At 34.5% G+C, this 19,998-nt stretch carries 17 protein-coding genes; 6 read left to right on the forward strand and 11 right to left on the reverse strand.

Annotation, left to right across the window (positions count from 1 at the left end; genetic code table 11):
* Positions 1 to 55: 55 nt before the first annotated feature.
* Together hslV and hslU are read left to right on the forward strand one after the other, a co-directional pair.
* Positions 56 to 583, forward strand: a complete 528-nt coding sequence (gene hslV / locus H3U97_RS00100; protein WP_025316169.1) for an ATP-dependent protease subunit HslV — start codon at positions 56 to 58, stop codon at positions 581 to 583.
* A gap of 27 nt (positions 584 to 610) precedes the next feature.
* Positions 611 to 1,939 carry an HslU--HslV peptidase ATPase subunit gene (gene hslU, locus H3U97_RS00105; protein ID WP_034902086.1) on the forward strand — a complete coding sequence of 443 codons (1,329 nt, stop codon included), beginning with the start codon at positions 611 to 613 and terminating at the stop codon, positions 1,937 to 1,939.
* A gap of 76 nt (positions 1,940 to 2,015) precedes the next feature.
* Here the strand turns inward: hslU and asmA are convergent, their stop codons facing one another.
* The 3 genes from asmA to mltA all read right to left on the reverse strand — a co-directional run bounded on the left by asmA (position 2,016) and on the right by mltA (position 5,659).
* A complete protein-coding gene (gene asmA / locus H3U97_RS00110; RefSeq protein WP_198197450.1) occupies positions 2,016 to 3,896 on the reverse strand; it encodes an outer membrane assembly protein AsmA in 1,881 nt (626 codons plus the stop codon).
* Between the two features lie 33 nt (positions 3,897 to 3,929).
* Positions 3,930 to 4,511 (reverse strand): dCTP deaminase, encoded by a 582-nt coding sequence (gene dcd, locus H3U97_RS00115; RefSeq protein WP_198197452.1) that lies wholly within the window; start codon positions 4,509 to 4,511, stop codon positions 3,930 to 3,932.
* 68 nt (positions 4,512 to 4,579) lie between these two features.
* The gene (gene mltA, locus H3U97_RS00120; protein WP_086354374.1) at positions 4,580 to 5,659 is read right to left on the reverse strand and encodes a murein transglycosylase A; all 1,080 of its coding nucleotides are present in this window, start codon (positions 5,657 to 5,659) and stop codon (positions 4,580 to 4,582) included.
* A gap of 201 nt (positions 5,660 to 5,860) precedes the next feature.
* On the opposite strand from mltA, the gene cycA reads away from it, so the two are divergent.
* Positions 5,861 to 7,234 (forward strand): D-serine/D-alanine/glycine transporter, encoded by a 1,374-nt coding sequence (gene cycA, locus H3U97_RS00125; protein ID WP_034902080.1) that lies wholly within the window; start codon positions 5,861 to 5,863, stop codon positions 7,232 to 7,234.
* A 48-nt stretch (positions 7,235 to 7,282) separates the two neighbouring features.
* Here cycA and H3U97_RS00130 read toward each other — a convergent pair whose 3' ends face one another.
* Positions 7,283 to 8,305: a TerC/Alx family metal homeostasis membrane protein gene (locus H3U97_RS00130; RefSeq protein WP_144189791.1), complete on the reverse strand. Its 1,023-nt coding sequence runs from the start codon at positions 8,303 to 8,305 to the stop codon at positions 7,283 to 7,285.
* Positions 8,306 to 8,484: 179 nt separating this feature from the next.
* Here H3U97_RS00130 and dacB point away from each other — a divergent pair, with 179 nt between their 5' ends.
* Positions 8,485 to 9,918 (forward strand): serine-type D-Ala-D-Ala carboxypeptidase, encoded by a 1,434-nt coding sequence (gene dacB, locus H3U97_RS00135; protein WP_198197454.1) that lies wholly within the window; start codon positions 8,485 to 8,487, stop codon positions 9,916 to 9,918.
* Between the two features lie 49 nt (positions 9,919 to 9,967).
* On the opposite strand, the gene H3U97_RS00140 is transcribed toward dacB, so the two are convergent.
* On the reverse strand, positions 9,968 to 11,803 hold the full coding sequence (locus tag H3U97_RS00140) for an ABC transporter ATP-binding protein (protein ID WP_198197456.1): 1,836 nt from the start codon (positions 11,801 to 11,803) through the stop codon (positions 9,968 to 9,970).
* A gap of 253 nt (positions 11,804 to 12,056) precedes the next feature.
* The gene (locus H3U97_RS00145) at positions 12,057 to 12,740 is read right to left on the reverse strand and encodes a LexA family transcriptional regulator (RefSeq protein ID WP_034902075.1); all 684 of its coding nucleotides are present in this window, start codon (positions 12,738 to 12,740) and stop codon (positions 12,057 to 12,059) included.
* 652 nt (positions 12,741 to 13,392) lie between these two features.
* On the opposite strand from H3U97_RS00145, the gene tatA reads away from it, so the two are divergent.
* Together tatA and H3U97_RS00155 are read left to right on the forward strand one after the other, a co-directional pair.
* Positions 13,393 to 13,569, forward strand: coding sequence for a Sec-independent protein translocase subunit TatA (tatA, locus tag H3U97_RS00150; RefSeq protein ID WP_086320111.1), 177 nt, complete (start codon positions 13,393 to 13,395; stop codon positions 13,567 to 13,569).
* Between the two features lie 15 nt (positions 13,570 to 13,584).
* The gene (locus H3U97_RS00155; protein ID WP_198197457.1) at positions 13,585 to 14,769 is read left to right on the forward strand and encodes an FAD-dependent monooxygenase; all 1,185 of its coding nucleotides are present in this window, start codon (positions 13,585 to 13,587) and stop codon (positions 14,767 to 14,769) included.
* A 50-nt stretch (positions 14,770 to 14,819) separates the two neighbouring features.
* Here H3U97_RS00155 and H3U97_RS00160 read toward each other — a convergent pair whose 3' ends face one another.
* The 5 genes from H3U97_RS00160 to raiA form a co-directional block, all read right to left on the reverse strand.
* Positions 14,820 to 15,860: an NADH:flavin oxidoreductase/NADH oxidase gene (locus H3U97_RS00160; protein WP_198197459.1), complete on the reverse strand. Its 1,041-nt coding sequence runs from the start codon at positions 15,858 to 15,860 to the stop codon at positions 14,820 to 14,822.
* A gap of 128 nt (positions 15,861 to 15,988) precedes the next feature.
* Positions 15,989 to 17,194, reverse strand: a complete 1,206-nt coding sequence (locus H3U97_RS00165) for an MFS transporter (RefSeq protein WP_198197461.1) — start codon at positions 17,192 to 17,194, stop codon at positions 15,989 to 15,991.
* A gap of 73 nt (positions 17,195 to 17,267) precedes the next feature.
* Positions 17,268 to 18,305, reverse strand: a complete 1,038-nt coding sequence (gene mutY, locus H3U97_RS00170) for an A/G-specific adenine glycosylase (protein WP_198197464.1) — start codon at positions 18,303 to 18,305, stop codon at positions 17,268 to 17,270.
* Between the two features lie 8 nt (positions 18,306 to 18,313).
* Positions 18,314 to 19,465, reverse strand: a complete 1,152-nt coding sequence (gene pheA, locus H3U97_RS00175) for a bifunctional chorismate mutase/prephenate dehydratase (RefSeq protein ID WP_198197466.1) — start codon at positions 19,463 to 19,465, stop codon at positions 18,314 to 18,316.
* Positions 19,466 to 19,568: 103 nt separating this feature from the next.
* Positions 19,569 to 19,895: a ribosome-associated translation inhibitor RaiA gene (gene raiA / locus H3U97_RS00180; RefSeq protein ID WP_065578552.1), complete on the reverse strand. Its 327-nt coding sequence runs from the start codon at positions 19,893 to 19,895 to the stop codon at positions 19,569 to 19,571.
* Between the last annotated feature and the right edge of the window lie 103 nt (positions 19,896 to 19,998).

A 19,998-nucleotide genomic window follows, 5' to 3' on the forward strand; every position in this document is an offset into this window, starting at 1 on the left:
AATATATTTCCTATTCATTCCGAATTAAGTTTTTATGTAAAAGAAGGAGCAGAATATGACAACAATTGTCAGTGTCCGTCGTGAAGGTCAAGTTGTTATTGGTGGCGATGGGCAAGTCACATTAGGTGAACGCATTATCATGAAAGGTAATGCGCGAAAAGTTCGCCGATTATATAACAATAAGGTGATAGCTGGATTTGCTGGCGGTACAGCAGATGCTTTCACACTATTTGAATTATTTGAACGAAAATTAGAAATGCACCAAGGGCATTTAACTAAAGCAGCGGTTGAATTAGCCAAAGATTGGCGAACCGATAGAATGTTGCGTAAATTAGAAGCATTACTTGCCGTTGCTGATGAAAGCGCATCATTGATTATCACCGGTACTGGTGACGTAATTCAACCAGAAGATGATTTGATAGCGATTGGATCCGGTGGACCTTATGCTCAAGCAGCTGCAAGAGCTTTATTAGATAATACCTCATTATCTGCACACGATATTGTGCAAAAATCGCTATCAATAGCGGGTGATATTTGTGTTTACACGAATAACTTCCAAACTATTGAAGAGCTTAATTACTAATTAATCTGATTTAAGAGAAAAACTACTATGTCTGAAATGACTCCTCGCGAAATTGTAAGCGAATTAAACCAACATATCATTGGACAAGATAAAGCAAAACGTTCTGTTGCTATTGCTTTACGTAATCGCTGGCGTCGTATGCAACTTGATGAAGCATTACGTCATGAAGTTACGCCAAAAAATATTCTTATGATTGGCCCTACAGGGGTGGGTAAAACTGAAATTGCTAGACGATTAGCTAAATTAGCTCATGCACCTTTTATTAAAGTAGAAGCGACCAAATTTACTGAAGTTGGTTACGTTGGTAAAGAAGTTGACTCGATTATTCGAGACCTTACTGACTCTGCGGTGAAAATGATTCGCCAAGAAGCTATCGAAAAAAATCGTAATCGAGCTGAAGAATTGGCAGAAGATCGTATTTTAGATGTGCTTGTTCCACCAGCTAAAGATGGTTGGGGACAAGTTGAAAATAATAATGATTCAACAGCTAGACAAGCATTTAGAAAAAAATTGCGTGAAGGTGCGCTTGATGATAAAGAAATTGAAATTGAAGTAGCTGGCGTCAATATTGGTGTTGAAATTATGGCTCCTCCAGGTATGGAAGAGATGACTAACCAACTACAGTCGATGTTCCAAAATTTAGGTGGTCAAAAAACTAAAGCACGTAAAATGAAGATCAAAGATGCCTTCAAACAGCTAATAGAAGAAGAGGCTGCGAAGTTGGTTAATCCTGATGATCTTAAACACGAAGCCATTGAAGCTGTTGAGCAAAATGGGATTGTATTTATCGATGAGATCGATAAAGTGTGTAAACGAGGTAATTCATCTGGACCTGATGTTTCTCGCGAAGGTGTGCAACGTGATTTACTACCACTGGTTGAAGGTTGTACCGTTTCAACTAAACATGGTTCAGTAAAAACCGATCATATTTTATTTATTGCATCGGGTGCGTTCCAAACTGCTAATCCGTCAGATTTAATTCCTGAGTTGCAAGGACGTTTACCAATTCGAGTTGAATTACAAGCGTTAACAAGCGAAGATTTTGAACGGATTTTAACTGAACCGAATGCATCATTGACAGTCCAATATAAAGCATTAATGGCAACCGAAGGCGTTGATATTGACTTTACACCTGATGGTATTCGTAAAATTGCTGAATCTGCTTGGCAAGTTAATGAACAAAATGAAAATATTGGTGCTCGCCGTTTGCATACAGTGCTTGAACGTTTAATGGAAGATGTCTCTTTCGAAGCCAGCGAATTGGGCGGACAAACTATCACAATTGATGCTAAGTATGTTAGCGATCATCTAGATAAGCTTGTTGCAGATGAAGATCTAAGCAAGTTCATTTTATAATAAAAGATATTGTTAAATTAAAAGGTGAGTTAAACAACTCACCTTTTTTATATCTATTATTTAGTTAATGATAAGTTTATTTTTTTAGCAATCCGCCTAATATATCGGTTGCTTTAGACTTTAATTTATCTTTGTCTTTGTCTTTGTGATTTTCCAATTTATCACGGAGTTTATCTAAACGTTGTTGTAATTTATCACTCAACACATCAGACAGTATTTGAGCGATATCTAATTGATAGCGTAAATTAGAAAACTGACCATATATACGTAGTGGTATAGTAACTTTCTGTAATTTGGCAATGGTTTCACTTTTACTATTCCAGCCACCAAGTAATTTGATGTTTAAATTAACATCCAAATCATGATTAAGCATTCCTACTTTGCCAGAACCATCTAGTACATCTAAGGTTTCAGAATTGGCGTTGAGCGAATTAAGTTGTATATTACCTTGGCTTAAATTAGCATTGGTTTTGATGGTATGAAACTCTGTATATTTCTTTTGATTTCCAGATTTATCATTACCGTTGCCATATTTTGCAGCTGCATTTTCAATAATATTTTGGATATTAATATTATTTAATTTAGCATTAGTAATGACGATATTCGCATTACCTTTTAGATTTTCTAATAATTTAGCCGTTGATAATGAATTAGTTTCTAATAACCCAGAAGCATTAAATATACCATCTAGATCATACGCCATATCCATTTGTGTAAAAAATGAATTTAAATTGATATTGCTAATTTTGGTATTGAGTTTAATCTGCGGTGTTTTCTGTTTGCCGTTAGCTGTACCAGTTGCAGTTATATGACCATTAGCAAAATCAAAATTTAAATCTTTGAATGTCGCTATTCCATCCTGATTATCAACGTCTAGTTTAAAATTGTTAATTACAATTTTATTTGCTTTAACTTCTTTGATGTTTATTGTTGCTTTGCCATCAAATGTATTAAGAGCACTTAATTGATTATTATCTTTGACAACACTAGAAACAACAGGTGAAGTTTGTTGCATCGGAGTGTCTTTGGTTGATTTTGTATCTTGTTGTAAAAAAGGCGTTAAATCTAATTTTTCTGAATTCAATTGCAAATCGACGTATGGTTTCTTATCAAAACGTGCATTGATTTTACTGGTAAAATTATTGTCGTTAATAGAAAAAGCTAAGTTTTGACTATTTAATTGCATAGGACTTTGCTGATAATTAAATATACCGGTTGCACTTCCTTTGAGTTCTTTTTCGGAACTCTCTATGCCGTTATAAGTGTAATCTAACTTTTTAAGATCGATAATGGTTTTTTCAGGAAATTGAGTTAAATCGACATTGGCATTCATTGAATAAAATAGGTCTTGCTGATTTTTATCAATATTTCCTTTTAATTCGATTAAAAGATTCTTATCGTTATTTTGTTCTAATAACAAATTGATATTTCGGAAATTGATCAGATCATCATGATATTGCAACGCTACTGTACTATCAGCTATTTCAAATTTATTTAAGCTAAATTTCCAATTAGATGTATTCTTTTTATTTTCAGATATATTTGTGTTTTGTTCCGCTGAAGGTGCTAGAGTTTGGGTATATTTTTTAGCATTATCACCTTTACTTTCGTCAGTAATATTGATTAATGCTGATTTGATAAATACATTTTTAATCGCTAAATTTTTGGAAAAAAGAGGTAGAAGTTCAACATCAAGTCGCATATTGTCAGCAGTTAATAGCGGTTTTGTCGCACCGGTATCAGATAATTTAACTGCATCAGTTAATATGCTGACCTGAGGCCAGACATGCCAGCGTAAATCACCTTCGATAGTTAATTCATAACCGGTTTTATCTTTTACTGTTTGAGATATATATCCGCGAAAATGATTAGGATCAACAAATACAATAAGAGAAACAATGCCGATAACAATAACCAAAATTAAGATAAATAGAATAACCAGTATTTTTTTTATCATATGAATGTTCCTTTATTAAGGTTATAAACGTTATTAGTCTTTATCTATACGACTGGCAACAGCGCCATGTTGGTCTTTATACTTAGCATCTTGTCTTCGATTATATGGTCTTGCAGCTGGACCACTAAGGGTTTCAAAACTTAGTGCACCAATGGTCATACCAGGTCTTAGTGCTACTGGAATTTTTCCGGAATTGTAAAATTCTAAAACAATTTGACCATGCCAGCCAGGATCAATGCGATGGGCGGTAACGTGTACCATAAGTCCTAGACGCGCTAACGATGAACGCCCATCTAACCAGCCAACTAAATCATCAGGAATGGTTACTGATTCAAGCGTGACAGCTAAAGCTAGCTCTCCTGGATGTAAATAGAAAGCATCACCTTCAGATAATATCATTTCTTCGCTCATGACTCGTTCTAAAGCAGCAGAAACTTCTTCTTTGGGACCACTTAAATCAATATAGGGAGTAGTATGTTCTTTAAAAGTACGAAATTGATTACCAAGTCGAACGTCAACAGTTGCTCCATTAATACAACTTAATTCAGGTTGTGGCGTGATTTTTAATTTACCACTATCTAAATATGCTTCTATATCACGATCACATAATCTCATAAGTTATCCTTAATTCTGCTTTTTAACTTATTCTAGCAGGTTCTTTGGTTGGCGTCGATGTTGGTAAATTAAGGTTTTATAACCCAAGCTCGGCCAAAATGATTGTAGTAACCAGCTTGCTTACCTGCTTTATCGCCAATGCCTAAATAAAGATCAAAATGATGGCCTTTAATTGCACCACCAACATCAAGTGCCACCATCAACCGTACTTCTCGTCTACCTCGATACTGACCATCATCATCAAGGAGTGGTACATCGACTAATACAACAGAACCTGTTGGTATTAATGATTTATCTGATGCCACTGAAGCATTTGCAATTAAAGGTACTGCGGCAGAGCCTTTCACTTCAGCATTATATTGTGGTTTGAAAAAGACAAATGATCGGTTTTGAATTAATAGTGCTTTAAGTTGTTTTTCGCTTTTATTTTTAGCCCAATTTTTAATTGCTTGAATGGACATATCTTCCTTGGCAATTTCACCTTGTTCAACTAATAAACGCCCGATACTTGAGTAACCGTGACCATTTTTACCACCATAACAGAAGAAAACTAATGGTGTGCCATCTTCAAAATCAATATAGGCACTTCCTTGTACTTCCATTATAAAGTTATCCATTAATGAATTACTGTAAGCAATTTCGAGACCTTTACCGGATAATGCTCCATTATATATTTGTTCACGACTAGGTAGACGACCTTTGGACTTAGCCGGCATTCTATAAATTGGATATTTAAATTCACCAGTTGGTTGGTGTCTAGCTTTGATTACCGGAGTATAATAACCAGTTAAATGAACATTGCCATATCCGTCCTTACCTGCCATTTCATAGCTTTTTAACCCTACTTTATGGAATTCTGCCGAACCTAATGAACGATTAATCCAAGCGTCAACCGCTTTATAAATATGTTCATTTTTCTGATACAGTGAAGGTGATGTGGTTCTTAATTTTTCAATTTGGATAGTATAGTCAGAAATATTGACCGGTACGGCTAATTGAGGATGGCTAACATTAAGAGCATTTGGTAGTTTCCCATCTCTAAATTGTTTACTTTTTGCATTTGAATCACTTTGACACCCAGTCAATAATGATAGAATCAATAAAATAGATAATAGGAAGATAGTAGATTTGTGTTTGTTTTCTTTCATTTTAAATAATTTTTTGTAATTAGTTATATGATATAGGTAGCTATGCTACACAATTATATTATAAGAAACTATCAATAATTATTATAATGCCATAAAAAGTTTTGATAACGATTCAGCTTGCGATTTAAAGCCATTAACTTTATAGTCTTTCATTCCTCATAAAAAAACAGAAAATTGTAAAAACGACAGGTAATCAACAAGATGAACAGTACGTCTTCAAATCATGATCTTAAGCGAAATCTCTCCAGCCGACACATTCAATTGATAGCAATTAGTGGTGCAATTGGTACGGGTTTATTTATGGGCTCAGGAAAGACGATTAGTCTTGCGGGACCATCTATTATTTTTGTTTACATGATTATTGGGTTTATTTTATTTTTTGTTATGCGAGCGATGGGCGAAATTTTATTGTCCAACTTGAATTATAAATCCTTCAGTGATTTTGCTAACGATTTATTAGGTCCTTGGGCAGGCTTTTTTACTGGTTGGACCTATTGGTTTTGTTGGGTTATTACAGGAATTGCTGATGTTGTGGCTATCGCCGGATATGCACAGCACTGGTTTCCTGAGTTACAAGCGTGGATCCCGATGTTGCTTACGGTTATCGTTCTATTAACCTTGAATTTGTTGACGGTAAAAATGTTTGGTGAAACCGAGTTTTGGTTCTCAATGATTAAAATTGTCGCTATTTTAGCTTTAATTGCTATTGGCCTTGTTTTAGTCTTTACTGCCTATCATTCTGAACAAACCAATACTACCGCTGCATTTTCTAATCTTTGGCAATATGGTGGCTTCTTTCCACATGGTACTATGGGCTTTTTTGCCGGTTTCCAAATTGCAATTTTTGCTTTTGTCGGGATTGAATTAGTTGGAACAACGGCTGCTGAAACCCTCGATCCAAATAAAAATTTACCTCGAGCGATCAATTCAGTGCCAGCGCGTATTATTTTCTTCTACGTTTTTGCGTTGATTATCATTATGAGCGTAACGCCTTGGCAGTTTATTTCACCAAATAAAAGCCCATTTGTTGAGTTGTTTACGTTAATTGGCTTACCTGCTGCGGCCAGTATTATTAACTTTGTGGTACTAACTTCAGCAGCATCTTCTGCCAATAGTGGTATTTATTCAACCAGTCGAATGTTATTTGGCCTTGCTAAAAAACAAGATGCTCCTGAACCATTTGGTAAATTATCAAGACGTTCTGTTCCTGCTAATGGTTTGCTATTTTCATGTACTTGCTTGTTTGGTGGGGTAGTACTGATTTATTTAGTGCCTAATGTTATGGAAGCATTTACCATTGTAACCACTATTTCTGCAATATTATTTATGTTTATTTGGTCGATGATTTTAATTTCTTACATTGCCTATCGCCGTAAAAAAGCTAAATTACATCAAGAGTCACAATTTAAGATGCCGGGTGGCGTTTTTATGTGTTTTGTTTGTCTTGCTTTTTTTGCTTTTGTAATTGTGTTATTAACTTTTGAAACAGACACTTGCCAAGCACTTATTGCAACACCTATTTGGTTCATTATTTTAGGTATTAGTTACTATATTCGATCATTAAAACGGGTATAACTTTTTATTCTTAATCGGCAGGTTGCCTGCCGATTATCTTCTCATATCTTATTTTTTTGTTTGGTTAGGCCAAATAACACTCGCAATAATACCTAACAATAAAATACCTAATACCACATAAAGACTGGTGGTTGGGCTAATAATAATTCCATAACCAAATAGATGATCAGTTGCATTTAAAGCAAGTTTTGCGGCAATAAAAAATAATAGGCAAATTACTGCTTTACCTAAATGAACAAGATATTGTTGCATTGCCTCTAAAACAAAATACATAGTTCGTAAGCCTAAAATAGCGAATATCATCGCACTATATACAATTAATGGCTCTTGGCTAACAGCAATTACAGCAGGGACCGAATCAAAAGCAAACATAACATCACTTAACTCAATCACAACAATACATAAGAAGAGTGGTGTTGCATATAATGCACTTTTGGGCATTTTGTTGATTAGTTCACTATTCTCTGGTTTGGCTAGTTCGTTATTGAGTTGCTTTTGCGTTAATAAGAAATGGTGCCCGACTATTTTAGGATAGGAAGGAAAAATACGTTTAGCAATGCGATAAGCAAAATGTTCTGAATAATCTTTTATCTCATCATCATTGCCTTGGTTTTTTAGCATCATCAATCCAGTTAAGGCAACCACGACAGAGAAAACCAGCTCCATCCAAGGCCCTAAGGATAATAGACCAGTACCAATAATGACAAAAACAGCTCTGAAGATGATTGCACCAATCACTCCCCAATAAAGTAACCGATGGCGATAATTGTTAGGGATAGCAAACCAAGAAAACAGTGCCATAATAACAAATAAATTATCAACAGAGAGTGCTTTTTCAAGTACATAACCAGTGATAAACAGGCTAGCTATTTCACTTCCGTGATGTATATACAGATAAAGCGCAAATCCTAAAGCCACGAAAATCCAAAAGAAAGACCACATAACTGCACTAGTTAAGCTAATGGGCTTATCATTATGATGAGCGTATAAATCAATTATAATCGCTGCTAAAGCCAAAACGATAAACATTAGTACGGTTTCAATGGGAAAGCCTAATGAATGTTGAATCATAGCTATGTTACCTATATTAAGTTATTTTTTTGAAATAAATAGAAAAATATTATGAGTATTGATATTTGGAACATATTTTTAAAAGTGATTGAGTATATATTGATAGGCTCAGCAAAAAAAGATATATTTGTTATCTTTATTTAACTAGTTTTATTCAAAACTCATGTGAGCATACGTTCATGACTAATATAAAGGTATCTTTTTTCTTCATTGTTACTTTTTTTTCATGTTTATTATCAGCACAACCAGTGGAACCATATATCTCATCCTTACCTAAAGGAAGTGATTTATCTATTTTAGTGCAAACTGTTGATGGTAATCCTAAAACCTTAGCCAAATATAAAAGTGATCAATTTAAACAACCTGCTAGTACGCAAAAAGTTATAACGGCATTAGCTGCACAACTTGAGCTTGGCGATAATTTTCGGTTTATTACTGGCATGTATACCAATGGTTCTCTAAATAATAAACAGCTTAGTGGTGATCTTATTATCAAGTTGAGTGGTGATCCAACTTTTAATCGTGCAAGATTAAAGAATATGATTACTGCCTTACGTCAGAAAGGTGTAGAAAAGATCTCTGGTAATGTTATTTTAGATACTTCTATTTTTGCTAGTCATGATAAAGCAGAAGGGTGGTCATGGAATAATTTAACTGCTTGTTACAATGCACCCGCATCGGCTGCAACAATTGATGATAACTGCTTTTATGCAACCATTACCCCTGGTAAAGCTGGTTCTAAAGCTTCGATTTCAGTATCATCCAGTATACCGGTTATGGTATCAGGTGATGTCAGAACAATTGCTGCCAATAGTAAAGATTTAAATGATAGATATTGTGAACTTGATGTTAGTGCTGATAAAAATCGCTACCACTTATCTGGTTGTATCGCGTCGAATGCGGATAAAACACCGTTAAAGTTTGCGGTAATGGATCCGACCGAATACTTTTCAACAATTTTAAAAAATGAACTAAAACAACAAAATATTACTTATAATGGTCGAGTTGTTGAAAGAAAACAAAAAACATCAGGTGGATTAACATTACTGACTTCAAGTCAATCAGCTCCACTTTCTGAGTTATTAACCGTCATGCTCAAAAAATCAAATAATTTATATGCTGATACTATTTTTAGAACTTTAGGTGCGCATTATTATAATGTGTCAGGAACTTGGCGTAATGGTGGTGATGCGGTAAAACAAATTTTACGCAAGAAAGCCGGAATTGATTTAGAAAATTTAGTTATTGCCGATGGTTCTGGTTTATCACGTCTAAACTTGGTTAGTGCGAATAAATTAATGGAGATTTTGCAATATATTTCTTTACATAATAATCAATTAGCTTTTATTGAAAAATTACCGATTGCAGGCGTGGATGGAACGCTACAAAATCGTAAAAGTTTTAATCAAGCTCCATTTAAAGAAGCAGTTATGGCTAAAACTGGTTATATTCAAGGTAGCTATAATTTAGCCGGATTTATTCAAAAATCAGATGGTCGTTATATCGCCTTTGTTCAGTTGTTATCAGGTTATCGAGCCGATAGTCAAGGTGAGCCTAAAAATGGTGCAATTATGCGATTTGAATCTGAATTTTATAGAAACTTTATTAATTAATATATAGAATTAATATAAGGGCGATGTTATATCGCCCTTATATTTTTAGTTAGAAATTATCCGCTAAGAAGCCACCACTTTGATGTTTCCAAAGTTGCGCATAAAGACCATTTTTACTGAGTAACTCTTGATGTGTTCCTTGTTCAATAATTTTACCTTGGTCTAACACGATTAATCGATCCATTGCCGCAATGGTTGATAAGCGATGGGCAATAGCAATAACCGTTTTACCTTCCATTAAGGTATATAAACTTTCTTGGATGGCTTGTTCAATTTCAGAATCCAGTGCACTTGTAGCTTCGTCTAATAACAATATTGGCGCATTTTTTAAAATAACACGAGCAATAGCAATCCGCTGACGTTGTCCGCCTGATAATTTAATTCCTCGTTCACCAACAAAAGCATCATAGCCAGTTCTACCATTAGCATCAACTAAAGCTTCAATAAAACTGCCTGCATGGGCTTTTTTGGCAGCGATTATCATCTCTTGTTCAGTAGCATGATTGTTACCGTATAATAAATTATCTCTTACTGAACGATGTAACAGCGATGTGTCTTGGGTTACCATGCCAATTTGTGCGCGTAAACTTTCTTGATTTACTTTAGTGATATCTTGACCATCGATAGTGATCTCACCATGTTGTAAATCATAAAATCGCAATAATAAATTGATTAAGGTTGATTTGCCCGCGCCAGATCTGCCAACTAAACCAATTTTTTCACCTGATTTGATGGTTAAATTTAAATTATCAATAATGGCATTATTTAACTTTTCATCGTAACTGAAATCTATCTGTTTAAATTCGATTTTACCTTCAGTAACTTTAAGTGTTGGTGCATTTGGTTGATCAACAACAGTTTTCGCTGCAGAAAATGTATTAATACCATCTTTAACCACGCCAATATTTTCAAATAATGAAGCCATTTCCCACATAATCCAATGTGAAAACCCATTTAATCTTAACGCTACTGCGGTTGTGGTTGCAATTGCACCGACGCCAACTAAATCATTGCTCCATAACCATAATGACAAGCCGGTGGTGCCCAATACTAGGAAAATAGACAATAAATGATTAACAATTTCAAAACTACTGACTAAACGCATTTGCTTATTCACTGTAACCATAAATTCATCCATCGATTCCTGTGCATATTTTGCTTCATTACCAGCATGAGAAAACAGTTTTACCGTCATGATATTTGTATAAGCATCTGTTACACGACCGGTCATGGTTGAACGGGCATCTGCTTGCATACTTGCTACTTTACTTAATCGTGGAATAAAGTAATACATCGCAATACCATAAAAAAAACACCAGACCATAAACGGAACTAATAACCAAAGATCTAACTGACCTATGATGGTAGCCATGGTGATAAAGGAAATCAGAACATAAATAAAGATATCAGCAACTAAAAAGCAAGTATCCCTTACGGCAAGCGCGGTTTGCATGACTTTTGCTGATATTCTGCCAGCAAATTCATCTTGAAAAAAACGCATGCTTTGGTTTAGTACTAATCTGTGCAAATTCCAACGCAAACGCATAGGAAAATTTCCAGCTAGGCATTGATGCTTAATGATGGTTTGTAAGGCAATAATAATCGTGCTAGCTAAAATAATAATGGTAAATGCGATTAAGGTTGTTTTTTCTTGTTGCCAAAATTGATTTGGTGATACAGCAGCGAGCCAATCAACAACTTTACCAAGTGCGGCATATAAAAAAGCCTCAAATGCACCTGCTAGCGCACTCAATATTATTAATAGTAATAAGAAGCAGCGAGTTCCTTTAGTGGATTGCCAAATAAAGCTAAAAAAGTCTTTAGCCATTGGTTGTGGTTCATCTTTGGGATAAGGTGATACCAATTTTTCAAAAAATCGATACATAGTTGACCTAATTAGTTAAAAGGTTATTCATTAATAATTTATCAATGATATAAAAAAGCGAGGTTTGTTTTGCTATACACTTATTGCTGTAGTTGCAAATATAAATCTGAAATTAGTAAATTAAAATCACTTGAATATATACCTATTAAACTGATGTTATGAAAAGAGTAACATTTTGAGGAAAGGGGTTTTTTTATACTTTCCTCGTGTAATAAATTATATATTGAAAAACTTTAGATTACTAATAAATGTCTTAAAAGACATCTTTGATAACTTGCACAACTCGACCGACAATATTGTATTTTTCGAAATGAGCTTTAGGTACTTCAATTGTCGGATATTGGTCATTATTACAGATTAATATCCAGTTACCGAGTGTTAAGCGTATTTTTCTTAATAATGTAAAATTTTCATATTCTATTAAATAAATAGCGCCATCAATAATTTCGTTTATATCTGTGTTAATAATTAAGCCATTATTATTTTCGATATCAGGTGCCATCAAATCACCTTTAGCCCAGTAAAGAATTAATTTTTTAATGTCTAAACCGCGGTGAGATGCCCAGCCTTCAATTACAGGATAATTCATGACGGGTGGTATTTCACGAACATAACGTTGATTTTGTGCTTCTTCTTTGGTTGGTAGCTGTTTTTTATAAACCGGAATACGATAGATATTTTCATTATAGACTTCATCATCGTCTTGCGGATTTAAAATTTCTAGCTTATAACCTGTAGCTAACCAGTTAAATGATACGTTACATTTCTCGGCAATAACTTCTAAACGGGTCAATGATGGATAAGTTTTTCCTGACAAATAATCACGAATAACAGTTTCCGACATATCACATTTTTTTGCAAAAGCAGATACAGATAAACCTTGCATTGAAGTATGGAGTCTGTCTTTAAAAGTTTTGACATTTTTATTTTTAATCATATTTATTTTTGTCTCGTTTTTATTTATTCATCCAGTTTTTGATTATATTGTATTTTTTATGAGTTTTATATAAGTGATTAAATGAATATTCTCAATATTGAAGTTTTTAAATATGAATATTCTTTAAAATTCGTTTTATATTTTGTTATTTTATTGAATTTTCATATAAAAACCAACATTTATTGTTTTTTTTAATAAAATTATTTCATTGCTTTTTTGTTGGGTTTCTTTGTTTTTCTGCGAGGTTGTTTTTGGGTTTATGAACTGAAAATGGCTTTTTTTGGTGGTTAAGTACTGAATAAATATGCTTAAATTACATTTTTGTCATTTTTTGTTTGTTATGTTAATATTTTATTAATGCTCTTTATTTTTCGTGTAAATTTAGTTATTTTTGCTGAAATCCAAATAAAAACGTTGACTAGAGCGAAAAAAAATGGATAATAAGCAGCGTAAGGATTTTTCATTGTTTTCTTTCCTTATATTCCTTATATTTCATGTTGGCCTGCATAATTTTTATGCAGGTCTTTTTTTTATTTAAAATTAACTTGTCATGAAATCCTAGTTTAAAAAGAGTATAATTAATGCCATTATTTAAAATCTATTTGCGCAGTAATAGAATCCAAATAGAGATATATTTTTAAAAGAGGTTTTAATTATGTCATTTAGCATTCCACATCTTTTGGTCTTTCTAGCTGTAGTTGTGTTAATTTTTGGAACCAAAAAATTACGCAATTTAGGTTCTGATCTTGGCTCAGCATTAAAAGGTTTCAAAAAAGCAATGAATGATGATGAAGTTGAAACCAAAAATGATAATAAGCTCGATAAGTAATAACAAAATATTGATATGAAAACGCAATTCGATGTCGCCATTGTTGGTGGTGGATTAGTTGGTTTGGCTACTGCTTGTGCACTAAGCAGATACGATTTAACGGTAGCCATTATTGATACTAAAGTTGATGAGTGGCAATATTTTAACCTTGATGAAATAGGCATAAGAGCGTCGGCAATAAATGGTGCCAGTCAGAGATATTTTTCTCAAATTGGGATTTGGCATGATCTTTGTGCTAGCAATCGAGTTCATTCTTTTAGTGAAATTGGTGTTTGGGAAAAGAATGGTTTAGCTCATCTATCGGCGCATGCTAAAGATTATGGTTATGAAAATCTTGGCTATATTATTGAAAATAATCTCATCGCTTACTATTTGTATCAACTTGCTCTAGCCACAGATAATATTACTATATTCAATCAGGTGGCTATAGATAATAATTATACTGATGATTATGCTTTTTTGACCTTAGCGGATAATACGACTTTACAAGCTAAATTGATTATTGGTGCTGATGGTGCTCATTCATGGTTACGCAGACATGAAAAAATATCAGTATTTGAGCGTAATTATCTTCACCATGCAGTGATTACAACAGTTGAAACACAATATCCTCATCAAGCTTGCGCCAGACAGATTTTTTACCCGAATGGTATTGTTGCCTTTTTACCGCTTTGGCAAGCTAATAAAAGCTGTTTGGTATGGTCGGCTAAACCTGCACAAGCCGCAATTTTAAACTCTTTGACTGAATCTGACTTTTGCCAAGAACTGTTTAAATTAACTGGTGATAAAGTAGGGCAATGTCAGTTGGCTAATCCAAGAATGGTATTTCCATTAAAAGCTCGCTTTGCCAAACAATTTGTCAAACATCGGTTAGCGCTAATAGGTGATGCTGCGCATACTATTCACCCATTAGCTGGACAAGGCGTTAATTTAGGTTTTCAAGATTCTGCACTGTTGGTGGCTACTATCAAACAGCTTATTGATGAGCAAAAAGATATTGGTTTAATGGAAAACTTAAAATCATTCCAATTTACTCGTCGTAAAGATGCATTAGTTATGCTAACAGCCATGCGAACGATTCAAGATATGTTTAATGGCGATAATGCCTTTAAAAAGATGGTTAGGACGGTTGGTATGAATGCTATTGACAACTTTTCACCAATAAAGAAACAGTTGATCAAATATGCCATGCAGATTTAATCTGTTTCTTAATCCTGTAGCATTCGCTACAGGACAATCATTAAATTAACTTATTTAAAGGCGATTTGATAAGACGTTGGTATAAATGGTGAAGATGGAATACGTAACGGCCAATAAGGATCTTTCAATAAACCACGACCAATCGCAACTAAATCAGCATCCCCAGTGCTTAGCACATAATCGGCAACATAAGGATCTTCAAGCATACCAACAGTGATAATCGGTAAATCGGTTACCTGTCTAATTGCTCGGGCTAAATAAACTTGGTAACCAGCATGAAAATCAGGTGTGCGTTCTGGATCCAGTTTTCCATCGCCACCACCACTAACATCTAAAACATCGGCACCAGCTTGAGCTAATCGTTTGGCAATTTGGCAGCCGTAATTAACATCATAACCATTAGCGCCATATTCTTGGGCAGAAAATCGCACAATTAGTGGCATATCTTTTGGCATAACTGATTTTGCAGCTTTAATAACTTGTTCTGCGAATAATAATTTATCTTGACCATATTCATCGGTTCTTAAATTGGTTTTTGGTGAACAGAATTGGTGAATCAAATAACCATGAGCACCATGTAATTCAATGGCATCAAAACCTGCTTCCACGGCTCGTTTGGTTGATTGTTTAAATTTTTCGATGATATCGATAATTTCATTTTTGCTTAATTCTCTTGGCATTTGGTATTGCCATTTTGGATTAGCTTCGACGTTGCCATCATAACGAATAGCGGAACAGGAAACCACATCAGATTCGCCTAACGCTTTTCGACCAGCATGGGCAATTTGGATCGCAATTTTGCCATTTTGTGCATGAACCGCATCGACAATACGTTTTAACTGATCGCGTTGTTCATCATTCCATAATCCCAAACAATTTGGTGATATTCGCCCATTTGGTGCAACATTGGTCATTTCTAAAATAATTAAACCTACACCACCAACCGCGCGTGAAACATAATGAACAAAGTGCCAATCATTAGCTAAACCATCTTTTGCTTGATATTGACACATAGGCGGCATCACAATGCGATTTTTGAGTGATAAATTTTTTACTTTAAATGGCGTATTAAGATAGGATATTTTTGCCATGAGTGACTCCTGTTTTCAATGATAGTGCAAATATTGATGGTGCAAATATTAACTGATAAATGATATATGGTGTTTAAAATCGGAAAATTAAATGGATAACCGTTAAAAAACCCCGTTCCTCAAATTTTTTAGTTTAATTTAGCCTTATGTTTAGGATTGTGAACGGTTCTAAGATAATAGATCCAACAGAGTATACCCAAAAATCCTAAAACGGTTCCGGAAATAATTATCGCTATCCAACCATAATTGCTATACAAGTAAGTAGAAGCAATAGAGCCTAACATACCACCGATAAAATAACTGACCATGTAACCAGTATTCATACGGCTACGTGCTTCTGGACGAATTTGATAAATAGCATTCATATTGGATACATGGGTAACTTGCACCGCAAAATCTAATAAGATTACACCAAAAATTAGGGCCACGAGTGAATACTCGGCAATAGATAGCGGTAGCCAAGCAGCAAGTAATAATGTCAAGCCAATGGATGTGGCTAACCAGCCTTTTCCTTGATCTGATAATTTGCCAACGATGGGGGAACCTAATGCGCCTGCTGCGCCAGCCAAGCCGAACAAACCGATAATAAAATCAGAATAATGATAAGGTGCATCAGTTAATAAAAATGCCAGTGGTGTCCATAATAATGAAAATAAAGCAAAGGAAATAATCGCTAACAATGACCTGATGCGTAAAACTGCTTCTTGTTTGTACAATGAACCAATTGACAATAACAGTTGGAAATAGTTAATGTCGATGCTGTTTTTATAAGTTGGTAATGATAACCAAAGTAAGAAAGTGACTAAGGTCATAATTGACGAGGCAATCCAATAAACATAATGCCAATCGGCTATTGATGAAACAAAACCCGCAAATGTTCTACCTAGTAGAATACCTAGCAACATACCGCTCATTAGTGTGCCGACAATTTTACCTCGATGTTCAGGACGTGATAGTGTTGCTGCAAAAGGAATGAGTACTTGGGCAACAGTCGAAAATAGGCCTGTCATTGCAGTACCTAATACCAACATCCATAAATTCTTTGATATCGCACTAATTATTAGTCCACAGATTGATAATATCATTAATGTAAGTATTAGCTGTTTACGTTCAATTTTATCACCGAGTGGGGTAATAAATAGTAAACCGACCGCATAACTAAATTGCGCTGCCATAATGATTAAACCGGCATGTTTAACTGCAATATGTAAATCATCAGTTATTGAGTGCAATAGTGGTTGAGCATAATAATTACTTGCGACGGTTATTCCAATGGCAAAAGCCATCAGGAATACTAACCATGCCGATAGACCTTGCGCTTGTTTGCTATTCATAATAAAAAGTTAACTAATAAATGATGGTTAATTATATATCAAAAGATGATTTGATACTGATAGATTGTAATGGTTAACGAGATTGATTTAATAAATTATATACAGGCGTAGCTAAGCCGATTTTTGCATTCTCTGAATTGAGCTTATACCAATAACCGTTTGACTCATCCAAACACTTAGTGTTGTTTGTTATCTCACAGTAAATGGGCACAATATCTAAATGAAAATGGCTAAAGGTATGTCGAAATGCAATTAATTGTTTAGGTTTGCTGGTTTTAATACCATGGTTATCTAGCCAGTCTGTTAAGGCATGCTCGCTGGTAAATTGCGGTAAGCAATATAATCCACCCCAAATACCAGCTGGCGGTCTTTTCTCTAGCCAAATCATATTATCCTGTTCAAGCATTAGAAAATAGGCGGTTTTTTCAGGAATGGTCTTTTTAGGTTTTTTGGTTGGATACTGTTGCCAACTATCAGTCTTATATGCGATACATAATTGATGCAAAGGGCATAGACTACATTTAGGCTTAGAGCGAGTACAAACCATCGCGCCAATATCCATCATTGCTTGATTAAATTTTGCAACGTTATGTTTAGGTGTCACTTGTTCACTTAATTGCCAAAGTTGATTCTCAACAATTTTATTCCCAGGCCAACCTTCTATTGCAAAAGATCGGGTTAATACACGTTTAACGTTACCATCTAATATGGGGTAATGTTGATTTTGTGATAGAGATAAAATGGCACCAGCGGTTGAACGCCCAACTCCCGGCAAGGCAATCACATCTTCAAATTTAGTGGGAAATTTACCATCAAATTTGTCGGCGATAACCTGTGCTGCTTTATGTAAATTACGAGCCCGAGCATAGTAACCCAGCCCCGTCCAAAGATGTAAGATATCGTCAATTGGCGCTTTAGCTAAATCAGTAATTTTAGGGAATTGTGCAATAAAGCGCTTAAAGTATGGAATAACCGTTGCTACCTGTGTCTGTTGTAACATGACTTCGGATAACCACACATGATAGGGGCTTTTTTCAATTTGCCATGGTAGTGATTTTCTGCCGTACTGTTCATACCAATCAAGTACGGCATTTGCAAAATTTTTTGTCATGCTAGTTATTACATAATAGCGGTAATTGAATCACTAGGATAACAGCCAAGTACTTTGGTATATAAAGTGATTGCAGCTAATTCTTTAAGTGCGACTTGCATTTCATAATCATGAACATTACCTTGTAGATCAATATAAAACATCTCTTCCCATGGTGTACCATGGATAGGTCGTGATTCAAGTTTTGTCATAACAATATTATGATTACGTAAAACCGATAGCGCATCAACTAAAGCACCAGCTTGTTGACCAGTTTTCATTAAGATCGTGGTTTTAGCTGGAATTTGTTCGGAAACTTCAATTGGCTCACGCGCTAAAACAATAAAACGAGTAATATTCTCTTTTTGATTAGCAAAATTGTGCTCAAGAACCTGTAAACCGTATAATTCTCCTCCATCTTTGTTACCCATAGCAGCGATATTAGGTTGATTTAATTTAGCAACAGTTTCCATTGCTGATGAAGTGCTATCACAATAAACGATTTTCCAATGTGGATAATTTTCTAGGAAATTACTGCATTGTTGAAAAGGTTGTGGATGGCTATAAATTGTATCTATTTGAGCAAGTTTAGCGCTAGGAATGGCTAAAATGCAGTGATCAATCGGTAATGATAGTTCAGCAATAATATGTAAATTGGTTTTTTGTAACAAATCATAAACTTCATTGATAGAGCCGGAACTAGAATTCTCTATCGGTAAAATTCCATAATCAACAACTTTTGATTCGACTTTTTCAAACACATCTTTAAACGTATTGCAGCTTGATTCTGTTAACTGATCAAAGTGAGTACTCGCATAACGGCGGGCTGCCGAATGTGAATATGATCCTTTAGGTCCTAAAAAAGCAATATTTGCAGAGGAAATAGTCCCTTGATTCAGTTTTTCTTGTAAAAGTTTCTGTTGTAACAGCACTGAATCTTCAATAATAATTTGATACAGGCTCTTAATTAAAAGATCATCAAGATTATGTTGTTTACCTTGTTCAATTAATGCCTTAATAAGTGAGCGTTCACGAGCTAAATCACGCAAAGGAATGTTAGCCGCTATTTTGGCGTGAATAACTTCGGTCGAAACTTGACGTCTTTCCGCAAGGATTTCAATTAATTTTTGATCGAGTTGGTTAATTTTTTCGCGTAAAGGCAATAAAGGATTGGCAGTCATGTTCATTAATACAATAAAAAATAGATGGACAATATTATAGCAAGCAAAAAAATAAAGGCACTATTAAAGTGCCTTTTTATTACTTTGGAACTATTAATTAATATTATTCTTCAACTACTGCGTTTTTAATACTGTCAAATGCGCGACGAGATTCGCCTTTATGTTGGATTTTATTCAGTTGTTTTTCCAGTTTAGCAACTAAATCATTAATTGCAGCATACATATCTAAGTGTTTAGCTGAAGCAACTAGTGGTGAACCTTTGGTTGCAATTGTTGCATCAATAATAAATCCATCTGGTTCTTTAGATAAAATAAAGTGAGGGTTAATTAACAGTGCTCTCCATTTATCTAATTTCGAAAATTTATCTTCGAGATAGCTACGAATTGCAGGGGTAATATCCATTTGTTTACTGGTAATACTTAAAGTCATAATTGACCTCCACTATGTTTACTTACAAATTGAGCTAATACAATTATTCTATTGATTACATTGACAAATTTTTTACATTTCGTCAATAGGTTATTTCAATTTG

Origin of the sequence: Gilliamella sp. W8128, from assembly GCF_016100545.1 — a bacterium.
Taxonomy (GTDB): domain Bacteria; phylum Pseudomonadota; class Gammaproteobacteria; order Enterobacterales; family Orbaceae; genus Gilliamella; species Gilliamella apis.